Source organism: Thermotoga sp. 2812B (assembly GCF_000789335.1).
In the GTDB taxonomy this organism is placed as follows: domain Bacteria; phylum Thermotogota; class Thermotogae; order Thermotogales; family Thermotogaceae; genus Thermotoga; species Thermotoga maritima.
In genome coordinates this window covers 471249-491893 of record NZ_CP003408.1, presented here as the reverse complement: position 1 = coordinate 491893, position 20645 = coordinate 471249, and the positions used below count along the sequence as shown (strand labels likewise).

Sequence of the window (20645 nt, the reverse complement as noted above, 5' to 3'; positions counted from 1 at the left end):
TATGGTCTTGAGAGTGTTCAAAGATCACTTTGGAAGGGGATACGAAGTTTACGAAAAGTCTTATAGAGAAAAGGATTCGCTCTCTTTCTTCTTGACAAAGGGGGAGGAAGGAAAAATTCTAGTGATTGCTGGAGAAAAGGCACCCAAAGGTCTGTCGTTTTTCAAAAAACAGCAGGCGGAGGGTGTTTCATTCTTTTTCTGTGAGAGAAATCATGAGAACCTGGAGGTTCTCAGAAAATACTTTCCAGATCTCAAACCAGTTCGAGCGGGATTGAGAGCGTCTTTTGGAACGGGTGACCGACTTGGTATCACCACACCGGCTCACGTGAAGGCGTTGAAAGATTCGGGGCTTTTTCCCATCTTTGCGCAGCAGTCGGTGAGGGAGAACGAGAGAACAGGAAGGACCTGGAGAGATGTGCTGGACGATGCCACATGGGGAGTTTTCCAAGAGGGATACAATGGGGGATTCGGAGCAGACGCCGATCACGTGAAGCAGCCGGAGGATCTTGTTTCAGCTGCGAGAGAAGGTTTCACCATGTTCACAATCGATCCTTCGGATCATGTGAGGAATCTTTCAAAACTCACCGAAAAGGAAAAAAATGAGAAGTTCGAAGAGATTCTGAGAAGGGAAAGAATCGACAGAATCTATCTCGGTAAGAAATACTTTGTTCTCGGTGAGAGGATCGAATTCGATGAAAAGAATCTCAGAGATGCGGCGCTCGTGTATTACGATGCGATTGCCCATGTAGATATGATGTATCAAATTTTGAAAGATGAAACCTCAGACTTCGATTTCGAAGTCTCGGTTGACGAAACGGAAACTCCCACGAGTCCACTTTTCCACATTTTCGTTGTGGAAGAACTTAGACGAAAAGGTGTGGAGTTCACCAATCTTGCCCTGAGATTCGTCGGTGAATGGGAAAAGGGAATAGACTACAAGGGGGATCTTGTACAGTTCGAGAGAGAAATCAAGATGCACGCTGAGATCTCGAGGATGTTAGAAGGGTACAAAATATCACTCCACTCTGGAAGCGACAAATTTTCCGCGTATCCTGCTTTTGCTTCTGCAACAGGAGGCCTTTTCCACGTGAAGACGGCCGGAACGAGTTATCTCGAGGCGGTAAAGGTCATATCTATGGTTAACCCCGATCTCTTCCGCGAGATCTACAGGTGTGCCCTTGATCGCTTTGAGGAAGACAAAAAGTCCTATCACATATCTGCGGATCTATCGAAAGTTCCGGATGTAGAAAAAATGAAAGATGAAGATCTTCCAACACTCTTTGAGGACATCAACGTGAGACAGTTGATCCACGTCACCTACGGCTCTGTTCTGAAAGATGCGTCTCTGAAAGAACGGCTGTTTAAGACGCTTGAACAAAACGAGGAGCTCTTCTACGAAACTGTGGCAAAACATATAAAAAGACACGTGGATCTGCTGAGGGGGTGAAAGAGGTGTTCGATCTGAAGGGGAGGGTTGCACTTGTAACCGGCGGCTCTCGTGGGTTGGGTTTTGGAATCGCTCAGGGGCTGGCAGAGGCTGGATGTTCAGTGGTCGTTGCAAGCAGAAGTCTGGGGGAAGCGTCAGAAGCGGCTCAAAGGTTGAAAGAAAAATACGGTGTTGAAACGATGGCTTTCCGATGTGATGTCTCAAACTACGAGGAAGTGAGAAAACTTTTGGAAACAGTGAGGGAGAGATTTGGAAGACTCGATACGGTGGTCAACGCTGCTGGAATAAACAGAAGACATCCAGCGGAAGAGTTTCCGCTCGATGAGTTCAGACAGGTGATAGAGGTGAACCTTTTTGGAACCTACTACGTGTGTAGGGAGGCCTTTTCACTCCTAAGAGAATCTGATAATCCCTCTATCATAAACATAGGATCTCTCACCATTGAGGAAGTCACCATGCCCAACATATCCGCGTACGCTGCTTCGAAAGGAGGCATTGCCTCTTTGACGAAAGCCCTGGCAAAGGAGTGGGGAAGGTACGGCATAAGGGTGAATGTGATAGCGCCAGGCTGGTACAGAACCAAGATGACAGAGGCTGTGTTCAGCGATCCAGAAAAACTGGACTACATGTTAAAGAGAATCCCTCTTGGAAGAACAGGTGTTCCAGAAGATCTTAAAGGAGTGGCCATTTTTCTTGCTTCCGAAAAGGCGCGGTATGTAACAGGGCAGATCATCTTCGTGGATGGTGGATGGACCGCAAATTGAAGGAGTGAAAGCATGACGGTGTATCTGGAAGGAGATCCTTTGACCGAAGAGAAGATAAAAGAAGGTCTTTCAGAACTGGTTGAAGATCTTGGAAGAGTGAAAAAAGTGCTGGTGGTGCACACGGATTACACTCGTGTAGATTTCACCCACTTAGTGGCAAAGAACCTCTACAGGTTTCTCCTTGAAAGAGGTCTGAAAGAGTTTCATACGCTCAACGCGAGTGGCACGCACAGGGCGATGAAGGTGGAAGAGTTCGAAAGAAAACTCGGTATCTCAAGGGACGAAAAAGGAGTGTTCTTCCACAACCACGAGTTCTTCAATCCAGAGGCCTTAACGCTTGTTGGAACGCTTCCTTCTGATTTTGTCTCCGAAATGACAGAAGGGGATCTGGAAGAGGAGATACCGATAAAGGTGAATAAACTGCTCTTTGGAGACTTCGATGCGATCTTTTTCATAAACGGTACCGTTCCTCATGAATCAACGGGCTTTTCGGGTGGGTTGAAGATCGTCATTCCTGGTGTTGCCAGCACGGAGGTGGTGGATACCTTCCACTGGGCCGCCGTACTCATGGGCATTCCAAAGCTCATAGGCACGGTGGACAATCCTGCGCGGAAGATCATAAACAGAGCATCGGAGATGATCTTTCGAAAGATCAAAGCAAGATCCTTCACCCTGAACATGGTGTACGAGGAAGAGGAAGAGGTGATTCCAAGGGCTCTCTACATAGACGAAGGATTCGAGGGCTTTCTGAAAGCGTACGAAAAGGCGTGTGAACTCAGTTCTCAACTCCATGTTAAGTACATAGACCGCCCCCTCAAAAGAGCTGTCCAGGTGATTGGAGAAGAATACGACGAGGTCTGGACCGCCGGAAAGGGTTCTTACAAACTCCAAAGGCCCGGTGTGATGGTAAAAGGTGGACAGATCATCATCTACGCACCTCATATAAAGAGATTTCACTCCAATCCTCAAATGGACAGATGGATCAGGGAGATAGGATACCACTGCAAAGACTACGTGAAGTGGTATCTGAAAAAGCATCCCGACTTCAACAAAAACGTTGCAGCGCATGTGATCAACGTGAGGGGAGCTGGAACGTTCGATCCAGAAACGGGAAAGGAAGAGTTCGAGTTCGACGTGATCTTGGCAACCTCCATTCCTGAAGACGAGTGCAGAGCGGTGAACCTGGGCTACATGGACCCCTCGAAGATAAGAAAGGAAGATTTCATGGACGAGGATTCCCTCTGGATAGTGCCGGGAGGAAAGTATCTCTACGATCTGAGGGAGAGGAGAAGATGATAGCGGCCATAGACATTGGAACAGAAAGCGCTCGTCTCATGTTCAAAAGTAACGGTGAGTGGAAGGTTCTGAAGAAGTCCTACAGGATCTTTTTCCCATCTCCAGAGGCAGTGGAGCAGGACCCAAAAGAGATTCTGTCGGCCGTTTACTACCTCTTGAAGCAGATTCCAAAGGAAGGAGACGTTCTCTACGTTGGAATGAGTTCTGTTTTTCACAGTGTGGTTGGGCTCGATGAAGATTTCAATCCGGTAACACCCCTTCTCAACTGGGTGGACAGAAGGTCCTATCGTGAAAAGGAAGAACTCGAAAAGAAATACGGAACCAGGTTCTTCTACGAAAGAACGGCCTGCCCGCTTCATCCGATGTACTGGCCTTCGAAGATTCTCTGGATGAAGAAGAACTCAGATTCAAAGAAGTTCTGTTCGATAAAAGCCTTCATAGTCAACAAACTGACAGGAGAGTTCGTAGAGGAGATTTCCCTTGCATCTGGAACCGGTATGATGAACATACATTCCCTTGAGTGGGACGATGAGATCCTCGGGATCGTGGGAGTGAAGAAAGAAAACCTGCCAGAACTCAAGTCACCTTACGCTCAGTTGAAAGCGAAAGAAGAAGTAGCGAAAGAACTTGGTTTCAGAGAGGTCTATCTGGTCCTCGGCGGTGGAGACGGGGTGATGACGAATGTTGGACTGAACGCTATGGATCCGGATTCTGCCACCGTAACGATCGGAACAAGTGGTGCGTTCCGTGTGGTTCTGGACAGACCCGTGATAGATCGGGAAGGTATCTCCACATGGTGCTATCTGATCGATGAGAAAAACTACGTTCTTGGTGGTGCGATAAACAACGGTGGAATCGTGCTGATGTGGCTGAAAGATGTTATGAAGTTCGACAGTTACGACGAGATCATAGAGGAGGCAAAGAAGTCTTCAATCGGGGCAAACGGTCTTGTTTTCCTTCCCTTCCTAAACGGTGAAAGGGCACCTCACTGGAGAGAAAGGTACAGGGGTGTTCTGGTGGGACTTGCTTCATCTCACAGAAGAAGCGATATCGCCAGGGCGGCGCTTGAAGGAATCTGTTTCAGAATAAAAGACATATACAACGCGGTAAAAAAAGTGGGGAATGTGGATCCTGTTCGGATCGTTGCAACGGGAGGCTTCACCAGTTCGCCTTACTGGGTTCAGCTCCTTGCGGATGTTCTGGGAAAAGATATCACGGTCACAAACGTGGAGAATCCTTCCGCCTTCGGTGCCTACGTGATGGCCCTGAAATCTCTAGGAGAGAGCGTAGAAGAATTCCTTGAAAAGGAAGTCCATGTGGAGCAGGTTTTTCGCTGCGATCCTGAAAGAAACGAAAAATACGAACAACTCTACGATGATTACAGATTTCTCTACGAAAAACTGGTGGACTATTTCTACAGGGAGTAACCAAGACCGGTCATCTTCTTCAGATCCAGTTTTTTTGCTATTTCGTCGATCGGAACGTTCTTTTCCCGAGAGAGAATTTCCAGAGTCTTTCCGATATCCCAGTTTGCCCTCTTCACCGCTTCTGAGACGGCCTCGTAACCGAACATCTTTATCAGCGGTGTGAGGTTCGACACAGAACGTGAGAGATGTTCCTCACACCGCTTTTCGTTTGCCTTTATGTTCACCACGTATTCCGTCAGGGAGCGACAGGCGTTTGTGAGAAGTGTGAGGGACTTGAGTGTGAGATGGACTATGAGTGGGGCGAACTGGTTGAGTTCGAGGTTTCCGAGTGCACATGTGTGGTTCAGTATCGTGTCGTGGCCAAAGACCATGTGGCAGAGCTGCATCACATACTCTGGAACAACCGGATTCACCTTTCCCGGCATGATGGAACTTCCAGCCTGAACCGCCGGCAAAATGAGTTCACCTATCGCCGTGTTTGGCCCACTTCCAAGGAGTCTGATATCGTTTGAGATCTTGTAGAGATTCACAGCAAGGGATTTTAAAAGACCGTGAACCTCCGCAAAGACATCCCAGTTTTGGGTTGCGTCTATGAGGTTTTCCGCCTTGGCGATCTTCACCTTCGTTACTTCTCTTACTTTTTCCACGATCTTCAAGATGTAATCTTTCGGTGCCCCAACTCCAGTTCCGATCGCTGTTCCCCCGATGTTCACGCTTCTTATTCTCTCTTCGACCTTGTGGAGCCTCCATCTGTCCCTTGCGAGGGCATCGGCGAAGGCACCGAACTCCTGTCCAAGCATGATCGGTGGACCATCCATGAGCTGGGTTCTTCCCGGCTTTCTGATGGAGTAGAACTCCTTCTCTTTCTCCTGGATCTTCTCCTGAAGATTTATCACCGCTTCTATGAGTTTTCTCAGTTTCACGATGGTGGCGATCTTCGCACTCGTTGGAAAGGTGTCGTTCGTTGACTGGTGCAAGTTCACGTGATCTATGGGATCGACGAGGTATTCTCCTTTCTTTCCACCGAGTATCTCTGTTGCCCTGTTTGCTATCACCTCGTTTATGTTCATGTTTATCGACGTTCCAGCTCCACCCGAGAGGGGATCCACCAGAACGTGTTCTTTCAACGTTTCCCATTCATCGCATGCCTTTACAATGGCGTTTCCTATTTGCTCGTCCAGGTATCCGAGTTCGGTGTTGAGAAGAGCGCAGGCTTTTTTCACCATGAAGTACGCCCAGATGAACGTTTCGTCGAGCCTTTCGCCAGTTGGTGGAAAGTTCATCAGGGCTCGCCTGGTGTGTATTCCATAGTAAGCGTCGTCTTCTATCTCCAGTTCTCCGAGATAGTCTCTTTCTTTTCTCAAACCCTCACTTCCTCCCTGAATGGACGAATCGCCCGCTCTAGCACACCGTGAAGGTAAGAGATGGTCACACCGTAGTTCGTCATCGGTATACCGAGTCTTTTTGCCATCCTTACCCTTCTCATCATCGCTGAGCGGTTCAGAACACATCCACCGCAGTGGATGATAAGTTTTGCGTTTTCTATTTCCTCAAGATCAGGAAAATCTTTTCCGGCTATGACCTTGAAGTTGAGCTGCGCTCCCGTGTGGTTCACGAGCCATCTTGGAATCTTCACCCTTCCGATGTCTTCGGTGAGGGGCCTGTGGGTGCAACCTTCCATGATCACGACCGTGTCGCCATCTCTCAACTCTTCTATCTTCTTCACACTCTCAACGAAGTAAGAAAGATCGCCACGGTAGCGTGATTCCACGATCGAGAAGGTGGTGAGTTCCACATCGTCGGGGATGTCGGAGACGACCTTCATCACGGCCTGAGAATCTGTGATCACAAGTTTCGGCTTCATTCCAATGTTCTCCATCACGTACCTGAGTTCTCTTTCCTTCACAACGAGTGCGATGGCTTCCCTGTCCAGAGTCTCTCTTATTGCGTGTACCTGTGGCATGATGAGCCTTCCCTTGGGTGCTCCAAGGTCTATGGGAACAACAAGAATCACAAGATCACCGCCATCTATCAGATCGCCAAGATAGGGAATTTCCTCGTCGTCCGGAAGGATCTCAGAGAGGACTTTCCCTATATCTTCAAAGCCTTCCTTTCGAAGTGCCGAGACAAGGAGCACCCTTGCTTCGTATCGATCCTCGTACAGTCTTTTCAGTTCCATGGCTTTTTCCTTCAGAACATCGATCTTGTTTATCACGACCACAAAAGGAATTTCCATCTCTTTGAAGAGATTTGCAACGTCGTCTTCGTAGGGAGTTGGTGCGCTGTCTGTCACGAGAATTCCACAGTCTGCTCTGTAGAACACCCTCCTTGCCTTCTCTACCCTCAGTCTTCCAAGTTCTCCCACGTCGTCGAGTCCGGGAGTATCCACGAGGGTGACGGGACCGATAGGATGAAGTTCCATGGATTTGTAGACGGGATCGGTCGTAGTTCCCGCATAATCGCTCACGATAGACACGTTCTGACCAACTAAGGCGTTCATGAAAGAGGATTTTCCAACGTTCCTTCTTCCCGCAACAACGATGTATCTTCTGAAACCGGCGTCCGGCAGTCTCACACTATCACCTCTACAAAGAAAAATCCCCTTCGCACAACCGAAGGGGTATTCTCCCCCCTCGGTGTCGGATACCCTCCACCTCAGGTGGGATTGGGCTTTCCAAGTTAATTTTATCACAAATTAACCCTTCTGTTCCAGATACTCCCTGTATCCCATCTCTTCAAGTTTTTTTGCCTTTTCCAGAACTTCCTGTTTCATTTTCTCCTTGTACTCTTTCACCTTCTTTGCGATCTCCGGATACTTGATCCCCAGAATGGACGCTGCGAGTATTCCCGCGTTCTTTGCGTTGTTTATGGCGACGGTGGCAACGGGAACTCCCCCCGGCATCTGAACGATGGATAAAAGAGAGTCAAGACCGTTCAGTGTGGAGGTCTTCACAGGAACACCGATAACGGGAAGATGTGTGATACTTGCCACCATTCCGGGAAGGTGCGCTGCTCCCCCTGCTCCTGCGATGATGACCTCTATACCCCGCTCTTCGGCACTCTTTGCGTACTCGAACATGCGATCCGGAGTTCTGTGGGCGGAAACGATCGTGATCTCGTAATCTATCCCAAACTCCTCGAGGATCTCCGCTGCCTGTTTCATCACAGGAAGGTCAGAATCACTTCCCATGATGATTCCTACCTTTGGCACATCGCTCCCTCCTCCGATACAACCTTCAGGATCTTTTTTGCCTTCAGTGCCTTCTCAAGTGCCCTTTCCACGCTGTCATCGACCACGGTGAAGTGTCCCATCTTCCTGTAAGGTCTTGTTTCTTTTTTTCCATAGAAGTGAAGGGAAAGGCCTTCTATGGCCAGAGCCTCTTCCAGACCCACAAGAACAGGTTTTCCGTAATGCCCTTCTTCACCGAGCAGGTTCACCATCACGGCGGGGATGAGAAGTTTTGTTGACCCAAGCGGCAGGTTCATGATGGCCCTTATGTGCTGTTCAAACTGGCTTGTTACACACGCTTCTATGGTGTAATGGCCGGAGTTGTGCGGGCGTGGTGCGATCTCGTTGACGAGGATCTCACCCTGTTTTGTGAGGAACATCTCGATGCCAAAGATTCCGATACCTTCAAGGGCTTCCACGACACTCACAGCGACATCTCTTGCGATCTTTGTCTCTTTCTCTTCTATTCTGGCGGGTGCTATCACCACATCGCATATGTTCGCATCTTCATCGAAGTACATCTCCACCACAGGATAGCACGCGATCTCTCCCTTTTCGTTTCTTGCCACCATGACAGCGAGTTCCTTTTCTATCTCAACGAATTCCTCGAGGTAGGTCTCACCACTCAAGGCGTTTTCGAGATCTTTTTCGTTTTTTATGATGAACACACCTCTGCCGTCGTATCCTCCTTTTCTCGCCTTTTGAACAACAGGGAAACCGAACTCCCTGACGTCGCTTTCCAGATCCTTCACCGGTTTGTATCTGGGAACTGGGATGCCGTTTTTCTTCAAAAATTCTTTTTGAATGAACTTATCCTGTATGATTTCCAGAGTGTACGGAGAGGGATGTATTTTGTAGCCCTCGTCGTAGAGTTTCTTCAATGTCTGAACGTCGATGTGTTCAAGATCGTAGGTGGTAACATCTGAACCTTTTACCAGATCTTCAATTCTTTCTGAGTCGAAAAAACCTGCGACTATCTGCTCATCCGCCACCTGTCCAGCGGGGCTCCCCGGAGTGGGATCGAGCACGGTCACATAAAACCCCATCTTCTTTGCTTCCAGGGTCATCATCTTTCCGAGTTGGCCACCGCCAATGATGCCGATCTTTTTCACCGACTTCCCTCCTCACCAGCCACCCATGAAGAAGTAGATTTGCCAGTTCTTTTCGTTGAATCTGTAGGCACCGCCAACTTCCACGCTTCCAAGAAGGGGAACGACGAGATCGAGTTTCACTCCTGCTGAGGAGAGAGTGTTCATATTTCCGTTCTCTTCTATTCCGCCGTAGTCGACGAACAGTCCAGTGACGACGGGTACGTTTTCTTTCTGGAGAATCCAGTTCAGATCGGCTGAGAGTTTGAACATCTTTTCAGTCTCGAAGTAGTTGTAACCACGTACCGCGTAAGGTCCGGAAACTTCCAAAAGTTCCGTTCCAATTTCGTTGCGGACCATTCCGCCTGTGCCTTTGAAGCTCCAGAAGAGACTTTCAAAGATCGGATAGTACGCTTCTCCCGAGAGGATGCCCTTCCAGTACTTTTGATCGTCCAGCCCGAAAAGACCCGCGCGCGTCAGGTCGAGCGAGAGGTAGTATCCTTCGGTTGGAAGGATTGCGGAGTTCTTGGTGTTGTATTTGTATCTCGTGAGAATTGCGAGAGTTCCCTTGCTTCCGTCGACCAATGTTTTTTCGTAGATGGGTCCGATACCGAAGGAATGCCCCTTGTACGGAAGAGAAGAGATCAAGCCTTTGAGGCTGATCGTATCGGTGCCGCTGGAGGTGGTGTAATCTGTGTATCCAATCCCCAGTTCAAGGTTCATTGGAACTTCGAATTTGACAGGGAGTTTTACACTTCCTTCAAAGCTCCTTTCGGTGAAACCGAGGTTGAGATTCACAGAGAAGGACTCTCCGTAGCCGAAAGTGTTCACTGCGGAGAACTGAACCATTCCGCTGAAGCCCTGCCACCACTCACCTTCTTTCGGCATGGTCCATCCAATTCCACCTATGAAATTCCTCGTTTTTTCCGCTTCTTTGAGGTCTATCACGACATCCACCTGAGTTGCGCTTGGAGAAAGCTGTGGATATATGTTCACAGAATCGAAGTACCTGCTGTTCTGCAGATAAGAGTAGGTGAGCATGATCTCTTCTTTGTTCAGAGGTTCTCCTTCTTTTATGGTGACCAGGTTCTCCACCACGTAGGGTTTTGTTTTCTTGAGTCCTTCGATTTTAACGGAGCGAACGTATTTCTCGTAGATATCGAACACGAGGCTGTCGTCTTCTACCTTTGCTTCCACCCACGTGTATGGGAAATTGTTCTTCTCGTAAAAATCAACTATTCTGTTCATCGCGAGAAGCACCTGAGAATTCGTGTAGGGCTGATCTGGAGACAACCCGGACGCTTTCAAAAGCTCCTGATCCGTGAAGATCGTGTTACCGTGGAAGAGAATCTCTTTGAAAGCTTTCTCTCCTTCAAACAGTCTTCTCTGCACTACATTGACCACCATGATTACGACGTTTTTTTCTTCGATGTCCTTCACCGTGGTTTTCTTGAAGTCAACCGTTGTTTCTTTCGAGAAGAACGGGTAGGAATTTATAACTGAGATGAGGTTGTTTATATCGGAGTACTTTGGATAGAAATCTTTCTTGCTCATGGTGAAAAACCTCACCAGTGGAGAGGAAGAATAGAAGTCTCTCAGGGTTTTTATCTTCGCTTTCGAAAGGATGGAAACGAAATCAAGGCCATCCACTTCTCCGTTGAAAACGATATCCCAAAGAGCGTATTCTTTCACAACGATTTTATAAGTACCGTCTTCAAAGTTTCCGTTTATCTCCACAAGAAAGTATCCCGCTTCCTGATACTTGTTTCTCATAGCTTCGAACGTTTCTTTCAAAAGGTTCACGTTCAACGGCATGCCTTTCTCGATTTTAACGAGCTCTTCGAGTTCTTTTTTGTCCACCAGACCAGGGCCCTCTATTTCCAGTTTCCAATCTTTGACAACTGGATTTTCCTCCAGTGAGACGACAAGTCTGTAGCCCACATCAGCTGGTTCCAGAGAGGGTGTTAGAGAGGAGAAATATCCAAGGTTGAAGACTTTTTTCAGATACTCCTGAATTTCATCGGATGATACCTCTCCGAAGAGTTTTCCGACTTTTTGAACTATGAATTCGGAATTGAGTGTGTTCAATCCCTTGAAATCGACTTCTGAGATGTAAATTGCCATCGCGGAAACAGCCAGCAGAACCATCAGAAGAACCAGTTCTTTCTTCATACCTGTACCTCCTTCAGGATATCTCCTTTATAAGCATACTTGAGAAATGCCTCAAAAGTCCAGGGACACTTCTCTTTGAAAATTCTCGCGATTGCCAGAGCGTACTGTTGAATTTCCCACTGAGCGTGAGAATCTGCCCTCAGGTTCAAAAAGTTCATGAGACTTCTTGCGTTCACAGTCCAGAAAAACCTCGTGTACAGATTCAAAGGGAGCACTATCCTTGCCACTTCTCGAGGAACACCGCTTTCTATCAACTCCAGATACGTTCGATACGCTTTATCGACTATTTCTGAGATCTTCTCCGTCACCCGTTCGGGAGGGATGGTCGTTTTGTACCCTTCCAGGCGTTCGGGAGAGGGAATGTAGAATTCGTAGGAGAGCTTCGAGTATCTGCCGCTCAGTTCGTTGTAAGAAGCGATCCTGTGTCTGAACCACTGCCTCGCCACGAATATAGGGGCTTTCACGTGGAAAGTGAAGACAATATGTTCGAAAGGTGTCTCGTGACCGTGTTTCATGAGATATTCGATGAGATGTCTATCCCTTTCTTCGTCTTTCAAACCCATATCGAAAGAAACGCGGGCAGCCCGTACAGCGGAGAGGTCGTTTCCCATCACATCCACAAGTTCAACGAATCCTTTGTCCAAGATATCGATCTTCATCGATATCCTCCCTTCCGGAGAGTGCTCGTTGTTGGAGGGTGCCGGTCTTTTATAACAATACTAACATATAAGCTTAGAGGGCTGAAGTTTTCAGCCCTCCTTTTTGGTCATGATCTTGACAATCGTTTTTTCGATCCGTTCTCGGTCTATCTTATTTCCGTCCTTTAAAATCTTCAGAGCGGCTTTTATCACGAGAATTCTCGGATATTTTACGAGCATTTCCTTGATGGGATCTTTCTTCATGCTGATCACACTCCTTGACAACGGGGTTTTGTTAGAATATAATCTGATAGCGGTGTGGGCTCGTAGCTCAGTTGGCAGAGCGCCCGGCTCATAACCGGGTGGTCGGGGGTTCGAATCCTCCCGAGCCCACCAGTTCCTGAAGGAGAGCACGGCTCTCCTTATTATTTTAACACATCGTTCAAAGATGTTCGAGGTTGACAAAGAAAAGCTCTGATAGTAAAATTAATGAACGGTCTTGGGCGGCGTAGCTCAGCGGCGAGAGCGGGTGATTCATAATCACCGTGTCGTGGGTTCGAGTCCCACCGCCGCCATAGGTCATCGGAAAGGAAATAGGGCCAGCGTAGCTCAACCGGTAGAGCGACTGATTTGTAATCAGTAGGTTGTGGGTTCGAGTCCCACCGCTGGCTCCAAAAGTATGTGGTGGGGTGCCCGAGTGGCCAAAGGGGGCGGACTGTAAATCCGCTGGCAGAATGCCTTCGGAGGTTCAAATCCTCCCCCCACCACCAGATTTTTTGAGAAAGGGTGGAAGATATGCGAGTGAAAGTGGCTCTGAAATGTTCTCAGTGCGGTAACAAGAACTACTACACCACAAGGAACAAGGACAAAAGAGCAAAGCTCGAACTGAGAAAGTACTGCCCAAAGTGCAACGCCCACACGATTCATACCGAAACGAAAGCGTAATCGCAGGGCCGTAGCTCAACTGGTAGAGCGCCGGTCTCCAAAACCGGTGGTTGCGGGTTCGAGTCCTGCCGGCCCTGCCATTTTTTGATCTGAGGGGGCATCGAGAATGGAGAAACTCCGAAAGTTCTTCAGGGAAGTCATCGCCGAAGCAAAGAAAATTTCCTGGCCCTCCCGAAAGGAGTTGCTCACTTCTTTTGGTGTTGTTCTCGTGATACTCGCTGTTACAAGTGTTTATTTTTTTGTGCTTGATTTCATCTTCTCGGGAGTTGTGAGTGCGATTTTCAAAGCGCTGGGAATAGGATAAGGTGATAGGTGATGAAGAAAAAGTGGTACATAGTCCTTACTATGTCCGGTTACGAGGAAAAGGTTAAAGAAAATATCGAAAAGAAAGTCGAAGCCACCGGGATAAAAAATCTGGTGGGCCGTATTGTTATTCCTGAAGAGGTAGTTTTGGACGCCACCAGCCCTTCCGAGAGGCTCATACTTTCTCCGAAGGCCAAATTACACGTGAACAATGGAAAAGATGTTAACAAAGGGGATTTGATAGCTGAAGAACCTCCTATTTATGCTCGAAGAAGCGGTGTGATCGTTGACGTGAAGAACGTCAGAAAGATTGTTGTGGAAACCATCGATAGGAAGTATACGAAGACGTATTACATTCCCGAGTCTGCGGGAATCGAGCCGGGTTTGAGGGTTGGAACGAAAGTGAAGCAGGGACTGCCGCTTTCGAAAAACGAAGAGTACATCTGTGAACTGGATGGAAAGATCGTTGAGATAGAACGAATGAAAAAAGTGGTCGTTCAGACACCCGATGGTGAGCAGGACGTTTATTACATTCCTTTGGATGTTTTCGACAGGGATAGGATAAAAAAAGGAAAAGAAGTGAAACAGGGGGAAATGCTTGCGGAAGCCAGGAAGTTCTTCGCCAAGGTTTCGGGAAGAGTCGAAGTGGTGGATTATTCAACAAGAAAAGAGATCAGAATCTACAAGACGAAAAGAAGAAAACTCTTCCCGGGTTATGTGTTCGTGGAAATGATCATGAACGATGAGGCCTACAATTTCGTTCGTTCCGTGCCATACGTTATGGGGTTTGTCAGTTCGGGAGGACAACCCGTTCCCGTAAAAGACAGAGAAATGAGACCTATTTTGAGACTCGCGGGCCTCGAAGAGTACGAAGAGAAGAAGAAACCTGTGAAGGTCGAACTCGGTTTCAAGGTTGGAGACATGGTGAAGATAATAAGCGGTCCCTTCGAAGATTTTGCGGGTGTTATAAAGGAAATCGATCCAGAGAGACAGGAATTGAAAGTAAACGTAACTATATTCGGACGTGAAACTCCTGTTGTTCTTCATGTTTCTGAAGTGGAGAAAATCGAGTGAGAAAACGTGGGAGGAGGAATCCGCACCACGCATAGGGAGGTTCGAACATGGCGAAGAAAGTAGCGGCTCAGATTAAATTACAACTGCCTGCCGGAAAAGCCACGCCGGCTCCACCCGTTGGACCCGCCTTGGGTCAGCACGGTGTTAACATCATGGAGTTTTGTAAAAGGTTCAATGCCGAAACAGCGGATAAAGCAGGCATGATACTTCCTGTTGTTATCACAGTGTACGAAGACAAGTCGTTCACTTTCATCATCAAAACACCACCTGCTTCCTTCCTTCTCAAGAAAGCAGCGGGTATAGAGAAGGGTTCTTCCGAGCCAAAAAGAAAGATAGTTGGAAAAGTTACCAGAAAACAGATTGAAGAAATAGCGAAAACAAAGATGCCAGATTTGAACGCAAACAGCTTGGAAGCAGCCATGAAGATCATTGAAGGAACCGCTAAGAGTATGGGAATAGAAGTAGTGGACTGATGTAACGGAAAGGAGGAGGCGCAATGCCGAAGCACTCCAAGAGGTATCTTGAAGCAAGGAAACTGGTGGACAGAACAAAGTACTACGATCTTGACGAAGCCATAGAACTCGTTAAAAAAACTGCCACGGCGAAATTCGATGAAACGATAGAACTCCACATTCAAACTGGAATAGACTACAGGAAACCTGAACAGCACATCAGAGGAACGATCGTGCTTCCACACGGGACAGGTAAGGAAGTCAAGGTTCTGGTGTTTGCCAAAGGTGAAAAGGCAAAAGAGGCTTTGGAAGCGGGCGCGGATTACGTAGGAGCTGAGGATCTTGTAGAAAAAATAGAAAAAGAAGGTTTTCTCGATTTCGATGTTGCAATAGCCACACCTGATATGATGAGAATAATCGGAAGGCTCGGAAAGATTCTGGGACCAAGAGGTTTGATGCCATCGCCCAAATCTGGAACGGTGACTCAGGAAGTAGCAGAAGCGGTTAAAGAGTTTAAAAAAGGAAGAATCGAGGTCAGAACGGACAAAACTGGGAACATCCACATACCCGTTGGTAAGAGGAGCTTTGATAACGAGAAACTGAAGGAAAACATAATCGCGGCAATAAAACAGATCATGCAGATGAAACCCGCAGGTGTGAAAGGACAGTTCATAAAAAAAGTGGTTTTGGCTTCTACAATGGGACCCGGTATAAAATTGAATCTTCAGAGTTTGTTGAAAGAGTAAAGCAATCGAAAACTCAATAAGACGCCGTAGATGGCAGGGCCCGTGGGGTTAAAGATCCTGCCGGAGGCGTCCCAGAAAGGTTCTATGACCTTTTTGTGGACCCTCCGGGGTCCACAAAATTTTTTTGGGAGGTGAATCCTTTGCTGACCAGGCAACAGAAAGAACTCATAGTTAAAGAAATGAGTGAAATATTCAAAAAGACATCGCTGATACTCTTTGCCGATTTCCTGGGTTTCACGGTAGCTGATCTCACCGAGCTTCGTTCTAGATTGAGAGAAAAGTACGGAGATGGAGCAAGGTTCAGGGTTGTGAAGAACACTCTCTTGAATCTCGCTCTCAAGAACGCTGAGTACGAAGGTTACGAAGAATTTCTCAAGGGACCCACAGCTGTACTCTACGTCACTGAAGGAGACCCTGTAGAAGCTGTCAAGATAATTTACAACTTTTACAAGGATAAGAAAGCAGATCTTTCGAGGCTCAAGGGTGGTTTCCTCGAAGGAAAGAAATTCACGGCAGAAGAAGTGGAAAACATTGCGAAACTCCCATCCAAAGAAGAGCTCTACGCTATGCTCGTTGGTCGCGTGAAAGCTCCGATTACCGGTCTTGTGTTTGCATTGAGTGGTATTTTGAGGAATCTCGTGTATGTGCTCAATGCTATTAAAGAGAAAAAATCTGAATGATGGAGGTGTTTGAAGATGACGATTGATGAAATCATCGAAGCGATTGAGAAACTCACAGTTTCAGAGCTTGCAGAACTCGTGAAGAAGCTCGAAGACAAATTTGGAGTGACTGCTGCTGCACCTGTGGCTGTCGCTGCTGCCCCAGTTGCTGGAGCAGCTGCCGGTGCCGCTCAGGAAGAAAAGACAGAGTTTGACGTCGTTTTGAAGAGCTTCGGCCAGAACAAGATTCAGGTCATCAAAGTTGTCAGGGAAATCACCGGACTCGGTCTCAAGGAAGCCAAAGACCTCGTCGAAAAAGCCGGTTCACCCGATGCAGTCATTAAGAGCGGTGTTTCCAAAGAAGAGGCAGAAGAGATCAAGAAGAAACTCGAAGAAGCTGGTGCTGAAGTGGAACTGAAGTAAATTTTCGTTTGTGAAAAAAGAATGTTGCAACCCTGTACCGCCTCTTGCCGGTACAGGGTTTTTGTGTTTTAATAAATAGAGTGTGGTACAAACGTTCTTCCTCACCATGTTGTTTCCTTTCCGTTCGATCCAAGCAAAACCCGGGAGAGAAATCCTGGGAGTTTCTTATTCCACATTGAGAGGTGAGAAAATGAAAGAGATCTCTTGCGGTAGGAGGACGAGGGTTTCTTTCGGCAAGAGCCGAGAGCCCCTGCCAATTCCAGACCTCGTGGAGATCCAGAAGAGTTCCTACCGAAGATTCCTCGAAGAAGGTTTGCTTGAAGTCCTCAAGAAATTTTCTCCCATTTATTCGCAGGCGACCCGCTCAGATTTGAGAAAATCAGACAGAGGATTTGCTCTCGAGTTTGTTTCAACCAGAACAGGAGAACCTGCCATCGATCCCCTTGAATGTAAAGCGAAGGGTCTAACCTACAGTGTTCCGATATATGCGACGGCTCGTCTCACCGATATGAAAAGCGGTGAGATGAAGGAAGAAGAAGTGTTCCTTGGCTACATTCCCTACATGACGGATCGTGGAACGTTCATAATAAACGGAGCAGAAAGGGTTGTAGTCAATCAGATAGTGGTTTCCCCAGGGCTTTACTTCTCGTCTGAGTACATAGACAGAGAAGAATACGGCGGGTACTTTCTCCCTTCTCGAGGTGCATGGCTCGAAGTCATCCTCGATCCCTACGATGGAGTTCTTTACGCGGGCCTTGACGGAAAGAAGGTCAACCTTTTCCTCTTTCTGAAAACGATCGGTTACGAAAAAGATGAGGATATCCTCTCCCTTTATCCCACCTATCTGGATGCCGACGATGAAGATAGTCTCCTGCTCCACGTGGGCTCCATTCTGCTCGAAGACATCTACGATGGTGACAGGAAGATCGCTGAAAAATGGGATATCCTGACCAAAGATCTCGCGGAAAGGATTCTGATGATAGATGACATAAATCAGATAAAAATAGTTCATCCAATAGCTCAAAATACATTTGAAAAGATGCTGGAAGTGGTGTCTTCCTCGAGCGAAGAGGGAGAGGAAGAAGAGGAAAAGACAAAGATTTACGGTTTAAACGAGGTCACCGTTGTGGACGCATATCTGGAAATTTTCAGGAGATTGCGACCCGAAGAACTTCCAAGAATAAACGCGGCAAAAAGGTATCTGCACGACCTCTTCTTCAATCCAGAAAGGTACGATCTTTCCGAGGTGGGAAGATACAAAGTCAACGAAAGACTCAGAAACGCTTACATCAGGTACCTCATAGAGGTTGAAGGGGAAGATCCCGAAGAGGCGAGGAAGAAGGTTTACAACGAAACTTCTCTCGTTCTGAAACCACTTGATATAGTCCTCGCTTCCAGAATTCTCTTCGACTACTTTGAGAGAAGATACGTCAACGATTTTGAAATAGATTCCTACGAGTTGAAGAATCTGATCAGAATCTTCAAGGAAGAATACTTGGAAAAGAGAAAAACGGCTCCCTACGATCTCAGAAAACTTGTATCTGTGTTCCGGAGAAATTACGGAGTAACATCTGATCTCGGTGTGTTTGCTGCTATCAGGTATGTTTCCAACATAAACAAAGAGCTTCCTTCGATACCTTTCGATACGAAGGATCACCTCGGGAACAAACGTGTTAGAACCGTTGGAGAACTCGTTCAGAGAGAGTTCGAGAGATTGTTCGCAAGGGCGCAGAAGGCCATTCAGGAAAGACTCACACTCATAAACTCTTTGAGTAAGGTTTCCATTCAGAGCCTTATAAACATAAAATCCATCATATCAACGGTCAACCAGTTCTTCGCGATGAACCAGCTTTCTCAGTTCATGGATCAGGTGAATCCTCTGTCGGAACTCACTCACAAAAGAAGGGTTTCTGCTGTCGGACCCGGTGGATTGAGAAGAGAATCCAAAGTCTTCGAAGCAAGAAACGTGCACTACTCTCAGTACGGAAGGCTGTGTCCCATTGAAACACCCGAAGGCGCGAACATAGGATTCATAACATCTCTGGCTATATACGCTAAAATCGATGAATACGGATTTCTCATGACTCCTTATAGAAAGGTAGTCAATGGAAAAGTAACGGATGAAGTGGTCTATCTGAGGGCCAACGAAGAAGAAGAGTACAAAATCATACCTGCCACCACACCCGTGGATGAAGAGGGCAACATAATACCAGAGAGAGTAGTGGCTCGAATGGGTGAAGATATCAGGCTTGTTCCCAAAGAAGAAGTAGATTTCATGGATGTATCGACGAAGCAACCCTTCAGTGTCTCGGCTTCACTCATTCCGTTCCTCGAACACGACGACGCCAGCCGAGCCCTCATGGGTTCGAACATGCAGAGGCAGGCCGTCCCACTTCTGAAAACAGAAGCACCCCTCGTTGGAACTGGAATGGAATGGGAAGCAGCGAAAAATTCTGGTTATGTTATTCTCGCAGAACACGATGGAATAGTGAAAGAGGTCGACGCTGCCAGAGTTGTTGTTCACAGAACGGACGAGAATGGAAATCTCATGTACGACGATAAAGGCAATCCAGTGGTTGATGAATACAGACTTCTAAAGTTTGTGAGATCCAACCAGGATACGATGATAAATCAAAAACCCATCGTGAACGAAGGCGATTTTGTGAAGAAGGGTGATCCCATAGCCGACGGTCCGGCAACCGACATGGGAGAACTGGCACTTGGAAGGAACATCCTCGTTGCCTTCATGCCATGGGAAGGTTACAACTACGAGGACGCCATCCTTGTGAGTCAGGAGCTTCTCGAAGAAGACGTCTTCACATCGATCCACATAGAAGTTTATGAAACTCAAGCAAGAGAAACGAGGCTCGGTCCTGAAGAGATCACCGCTGATATACCGAACGTGAGCAAAGAACTTCTGAAAAATCTCGATGAGAACGGAATCATCAGAGTTGGAGCGTACGTTGTGAGTGACTATGGAGTGGGTTCTCAGGCGATACTGGTTGGAAAAGTGACGCCGAAAGGCGAAGGAGACACAACACCCGAAGAAAAGATCATCAGATCCGTTTTTGGTGAACGCGGAAGAGACGTGAAGGATACATCTCTCAGGCTGCCTCACGGGGTTGAGGGAAGAGTTATAAGGGTCGATGTTTACGATCAAAACGATATAGCAGAACTGGGAGCGGGAGTTTTGAAACTCGTCAGGGTGTACGTTGCCTCAAGAAAGACGCTCGACATCGGAGACAAACTCGCAGGACGCCACGGAAACAAAGGAGTCGTTTCAAACATACTTCCAAAAGAAGACATGCCGTTCCTACCCGATGGAACACCGGTTCAGATGGTACTGAACCCGCTGGGAATACCTTCACGTATGAACGTCGGTCAGATTCTGGAAACGCACCTTGGATGGCTCGCCAAACTAACTGGAAAATGGTTCGCAACTCCTGTGTTCGAAGGGGCGAAAGAAGACGAAATTCTCAGACCGCTCTACGAAGAAAGGAAGAAGAGAGGCCTTCACCTTGGAGACGACGAAAACAATCCGAATGGAAAAGTGGTTCTCAGAGATGGAAGAACGGGAGAACCCTTCGACAATCCTGTGGTGGTTGGTTACATGTACATGCTGAAACTCATCCATATAGCCAAAGAAAAGATTCACGCAAGGTCCACAGGACCGTACTCTCTCATTCACCAGCAGCCTCTCGGTGGAAAGTCTCACTTCGGTGGACAGAGGCTTGGAGAAATGGAGGTCTGGGCTCTGGAGGCCTATGGAGCTGCTCATACTCTTGCGGAGATGCTCACCATAAAATCCGACGACATAAAAGGAAGAAACGAAGCCTATAAAGCCATACTGAAGAACATGAATATACCTGAACCTGGTGTTCCCGAAAGCTTTAGGGTTCTCATCAAAGAACTCAGAGGTCTCGCGCTCGATGTGAGACTCTACGATGAGAACGGTAACGAGATAGATATCGACAAGTACTGA

Annotated in this window: 19 protein-coding genes and 5 tRNA genes; 17 read left to right on the top strand and 7 right to left on the bottom strand. The window is 47.4% G+C overall.

Going from position 1 to position 20645, the window contains the following annotated elements; all coding sequences use genetic code 11:
* The first annotated feature begins 1 nt into the window (after position 1).
* From uxaE to T2812B_RS02530, 4 genes are read left to right on the top strand one after another with little or no spacing between them, the layout of a single operon-like run.
* Positions 2 to 1447 (top strand): D-tagaturonate epimerase UxaE, encoded by a 1446-nt coding sequence (gene uxaE, locus T2812B_RS02545; protein ID WP_008192064.1) that lies wholly within the window; start codon positions 2 to 4, stop codon positions 1445 to 1447.
* A gap of 5 nt (positions 1448 to 1452) precedes the next feature.
* Positions 1453 to 2211 carry an SDR family oxidoreductase gene (locus T2812B_RS02540; RefSeq protein WP_008192065.1) on the top strand — a complete coding sequence of 253 codons (759 nt, stop codon included), beginning with the start codon at positions 1453 to 1455 and terminating at the stop codon, positions 2209 to 2211.
* 12 nt (positions 2212 to 2223) lie between these two features.
* Positions 2224 to 3507, top strand: coding sequence for a lactate racemase domain-containing protein (locus T2812B_RS02535; protein ID WP_008192071.1), 1284 nt, complete (start codon positions 2224 to 2226; stop codon positions 3505 to 3507).
* Complete coding sequence (locus tag T2812B_RS02530; RefSeq protein WP_008192074.1) at positions 3504 to 4934, top strand: gluconokinase; 1431 nt, start codon at positions 3504 to 3506, stop codon at positions 4932 to 4934. The genes T2812B_RS02535 and T2812B_RS02530 overlap by 4 nt, the downstream gene beginning before the upstream one ends.
* On the opposite strand, the gene T2812B_RS02525 is transcribed toward T2812B_RS02530, so the two are convergent.
* The 7 genes from T2812B_RS02525 to T2812B_RS09675 form a co-directional block, all read right to left on the bottom strand.
* Positions 4922 to 6298: an aspartate ammonia-lyase gene (locus tag T2812B_RS02525; protein ID WP_008192077.1), complete on the bottom strand. Its 1377-nt coding sequence runs from the start codon at positions 6296 to 6298 to the stop codon at positions 4922 to 4924. The two genes, T2812B_RS02530 and T2812B_RS02525, sit on opposite strands and share 13 nt — an antisense overlap.
* The gene (gene hydF / locus T2812B_RS02520) at positions 6295 to 7509 is read right to left on the bottom strand and encodes a [FeFe] hydrogenase H-cluster maturation GTPase HydF (RefSeq protein WP_008192079.1); all 1215 of its coding nucleotides are present in this window, start codon (positions 7507 to 7509) and stop codon (positions 6295 to 6297) included. Before hydF ends, T2812B_RS02525 begins: the two co-directional genes overlap by 4 nt.
* Positions 7510 to 7629: 120 nt before the next feature.
* Entirely contained in the window at positions 7630 to 8145 is a 516-nt protein-coding gene (purE, locus tag T2812B_RS02515; RefSeq protein WP_008192081.1) for a 5-(carboxyamino)imidazole ribonucleotide mutase, read from the bottom strand.
* A complete protein-coding gene (gene purK / locus T2812B_RS02510) occupies positions 8133 to 9275 on the bottom strand; it encodes a 5-(carboxyamino)imidazole ribonucleotide synthase (RefSeq protein WP_008192084.1) in 1143 nt (380 codons plus the stop codon). The genes purE and purK overlap by 13 nt, the downstream gene beginning before the upstream one ends.
* Positions 9276 to 9287: 12 nt before the next feature.
* Positions 9288 to 11423 carry an outer membrane protein assembly factor gene (locus T2812B_RS02505; RefSeq protein ID WP_008192085.1) on the bottom strand — a complete coding sequence of 712 codons (2136 nt, stop codon included), beginning with the start codon at positions 11421 to 11423 and terminating at the stop codon, positions 9288 to 9290.
* Positions 11420 to 12082 carry an FAD-dependent thymidylate synthase gene (thyX, locus tag T2812B_RS02500; protein WP_004081517.1) on the bottom strand — a complete coding sequence of 221 codons (663 nt, stop codon included), beginning with the start codon at positions 12080 to 12082 and terminating at the stop codon, positions 11420 to 11422. The genes T2812B_RS02505 and thyX overlap by 4 nt, the downstream gene beginning before the upstream one ends.
* Before the next feature lie 90 nt (positions 12083 to 12172).
* On the bottom strand, positions 12173 to 12325 hold the full coding sequence (locus tag T2812B_RS09675) for a hypothetical protein (RefSeq protein WP_004081516.1): 153 nt from the start codon (positions 12323 to 12325) through the stop codon (positions 12173 to 12175).
* Positions 12326 to 12381: 56 nt separating this feature from the next.
* On the opposite strand from T2812B_RS09675, the gene T2812B_RS02495 reads away from it, so the two are divergent.
* The 13 genes from T2812B_RS02495 to T2812B_RS02435 all read left to right on the top strand — a co-directional run bounded on the left by T2812B_RS02495 (position 12382) and on the right by T2812B_RS02435 (position 20645).
* A tRNA-Met gene (locus tag T2812B_RS02495) sits at positions 12382 to 12457 on the top strand.
* 106 nt (positions 12458 to 12563) lie between these two features.
* A tRNA-Met gene (locus T2812B_RS02490) sits at positions 12564 to 12636 on the top strand.
* A 23-nt stretch (positions 12637 to 12659) separates the two neighbouring features.
* A tRNA-Thr gene (locus T2812B_RS02485) sits at positions 12660 to 12735 on the top strand.
* Between the two features lie 9 nt (positions 12736 to 12744).
* Positions 12745 to 12831, top strand: a tRNA-Tyr gene (locus tag T2812B_RS02480).
* Between the two features lie 25 nt (positions 12832 to 12856).
* Positions 12857 to 13006: a 50S ribosomal protein L33 gene (gene rpmG / locus T2812B_RS02475; protein ID WP_004081515.1), complete on the top strand. Its 150-nt coding sequence runs from the start codon at positions 12857 to 12859 to the stop codon at positions 13004 to 13006.
* Positions 13007 to 13010: 4 nt separating this feature from the next.
* A tRNA-Trp gene (locus T2812B_RS02470) sits at positions 13011 to 13086 on the top strand.
* A 26-nt stretch (positions 13087 to 13112) separates the two neighbouring features.
* The gene (gene secE, locus T2812B_RS02465; RefSeq protein WP_004081514.1) at positions 13113 to 13310 is read left to right on the top strand and encodes a preprotein translocase subunit SecE; all 198 of its coding nucleotides are present in this window, start codon (positions 13113 to 13115) and stop codon (positions 13308 to 13310) included.
* 11 nt (positions 13311 to 13321) lie between these two features.
* Positions 13322 to 14383, top strand: a complete 1062-nt coding sequence (nusG, locus tag T2812B_RS02460) for a transcription termination/antitermination protein NusG (protein WP_004081513.1) — start codon at positions 13322 to 13324, stop codon at positions 14381 to 14383.
* A gap of 47 nt (positions 14384 to 14430) precedes the next feature.
* Positions 14431 to 14856 (top strand): 50S ribosomal protein L11, encoded by a 426-nt coding sequence (gene rplK, locus T2812B_RS02455; RefSeq protein ID WP_004081512.1) that lies wholly within the window; start codon positions 14431 to 14433, stop codon positions 14854 to 14856.
* A 23-nt stretch (positions 14857 to 14879) separates the two neighbouring features.
* Positions 14880 to 15581 carry a 50S ribosomal protein L1 gene (gene rplA / locus T2812B_RS02450; protein ID WP_004081511.1) on the top strand — a complete coding sequence of 234 codons (702 nt, stop codon included), beginning with the start codon at positions 14880 to 14882 and terminating at the stop codon, positions 15579 to 15581.
* A 140-nt stretch (positions 15582 to 15721) separates the two neighbouring features.
* Positions 15722 to 16261 (top strand): 50S ribosomal protein L10, encoded by a 540-nt coding sequence (gene rplJ / locus T2812B_RS02445; RefSeq protein ID WP_004081510.1) that lies wholly within the window; start codon positions 15722 to 15724, stop codon positions 16259 to 16261.
* Positions 16262 to 16276: 15 nt separating this feature from the next.
* Positions 16277 to 16663: a 50S ribosomal protein L7/L12 gene (rplL, locus tag T2812B_RS02440; RefSeq protein ID WP_004081509.1), complete on the top strand. Its 387-nt coding sequence runs from the start codon at positions 16277 to 16279 to the stop codon at positions 16661 to 16663.
* 190 nt (positions 16664 to 16853) lie between these two features.
* Positions 16854 to 20645, top strand: coding sequence for a DNA-directed RNA polymerase subunit beta (locus tag T2812B_RS02435; protein ID WP_008192102.1), 3792 nt, complete (start codon positions 16854 to 16856; stop codon positions 20643 to 20645).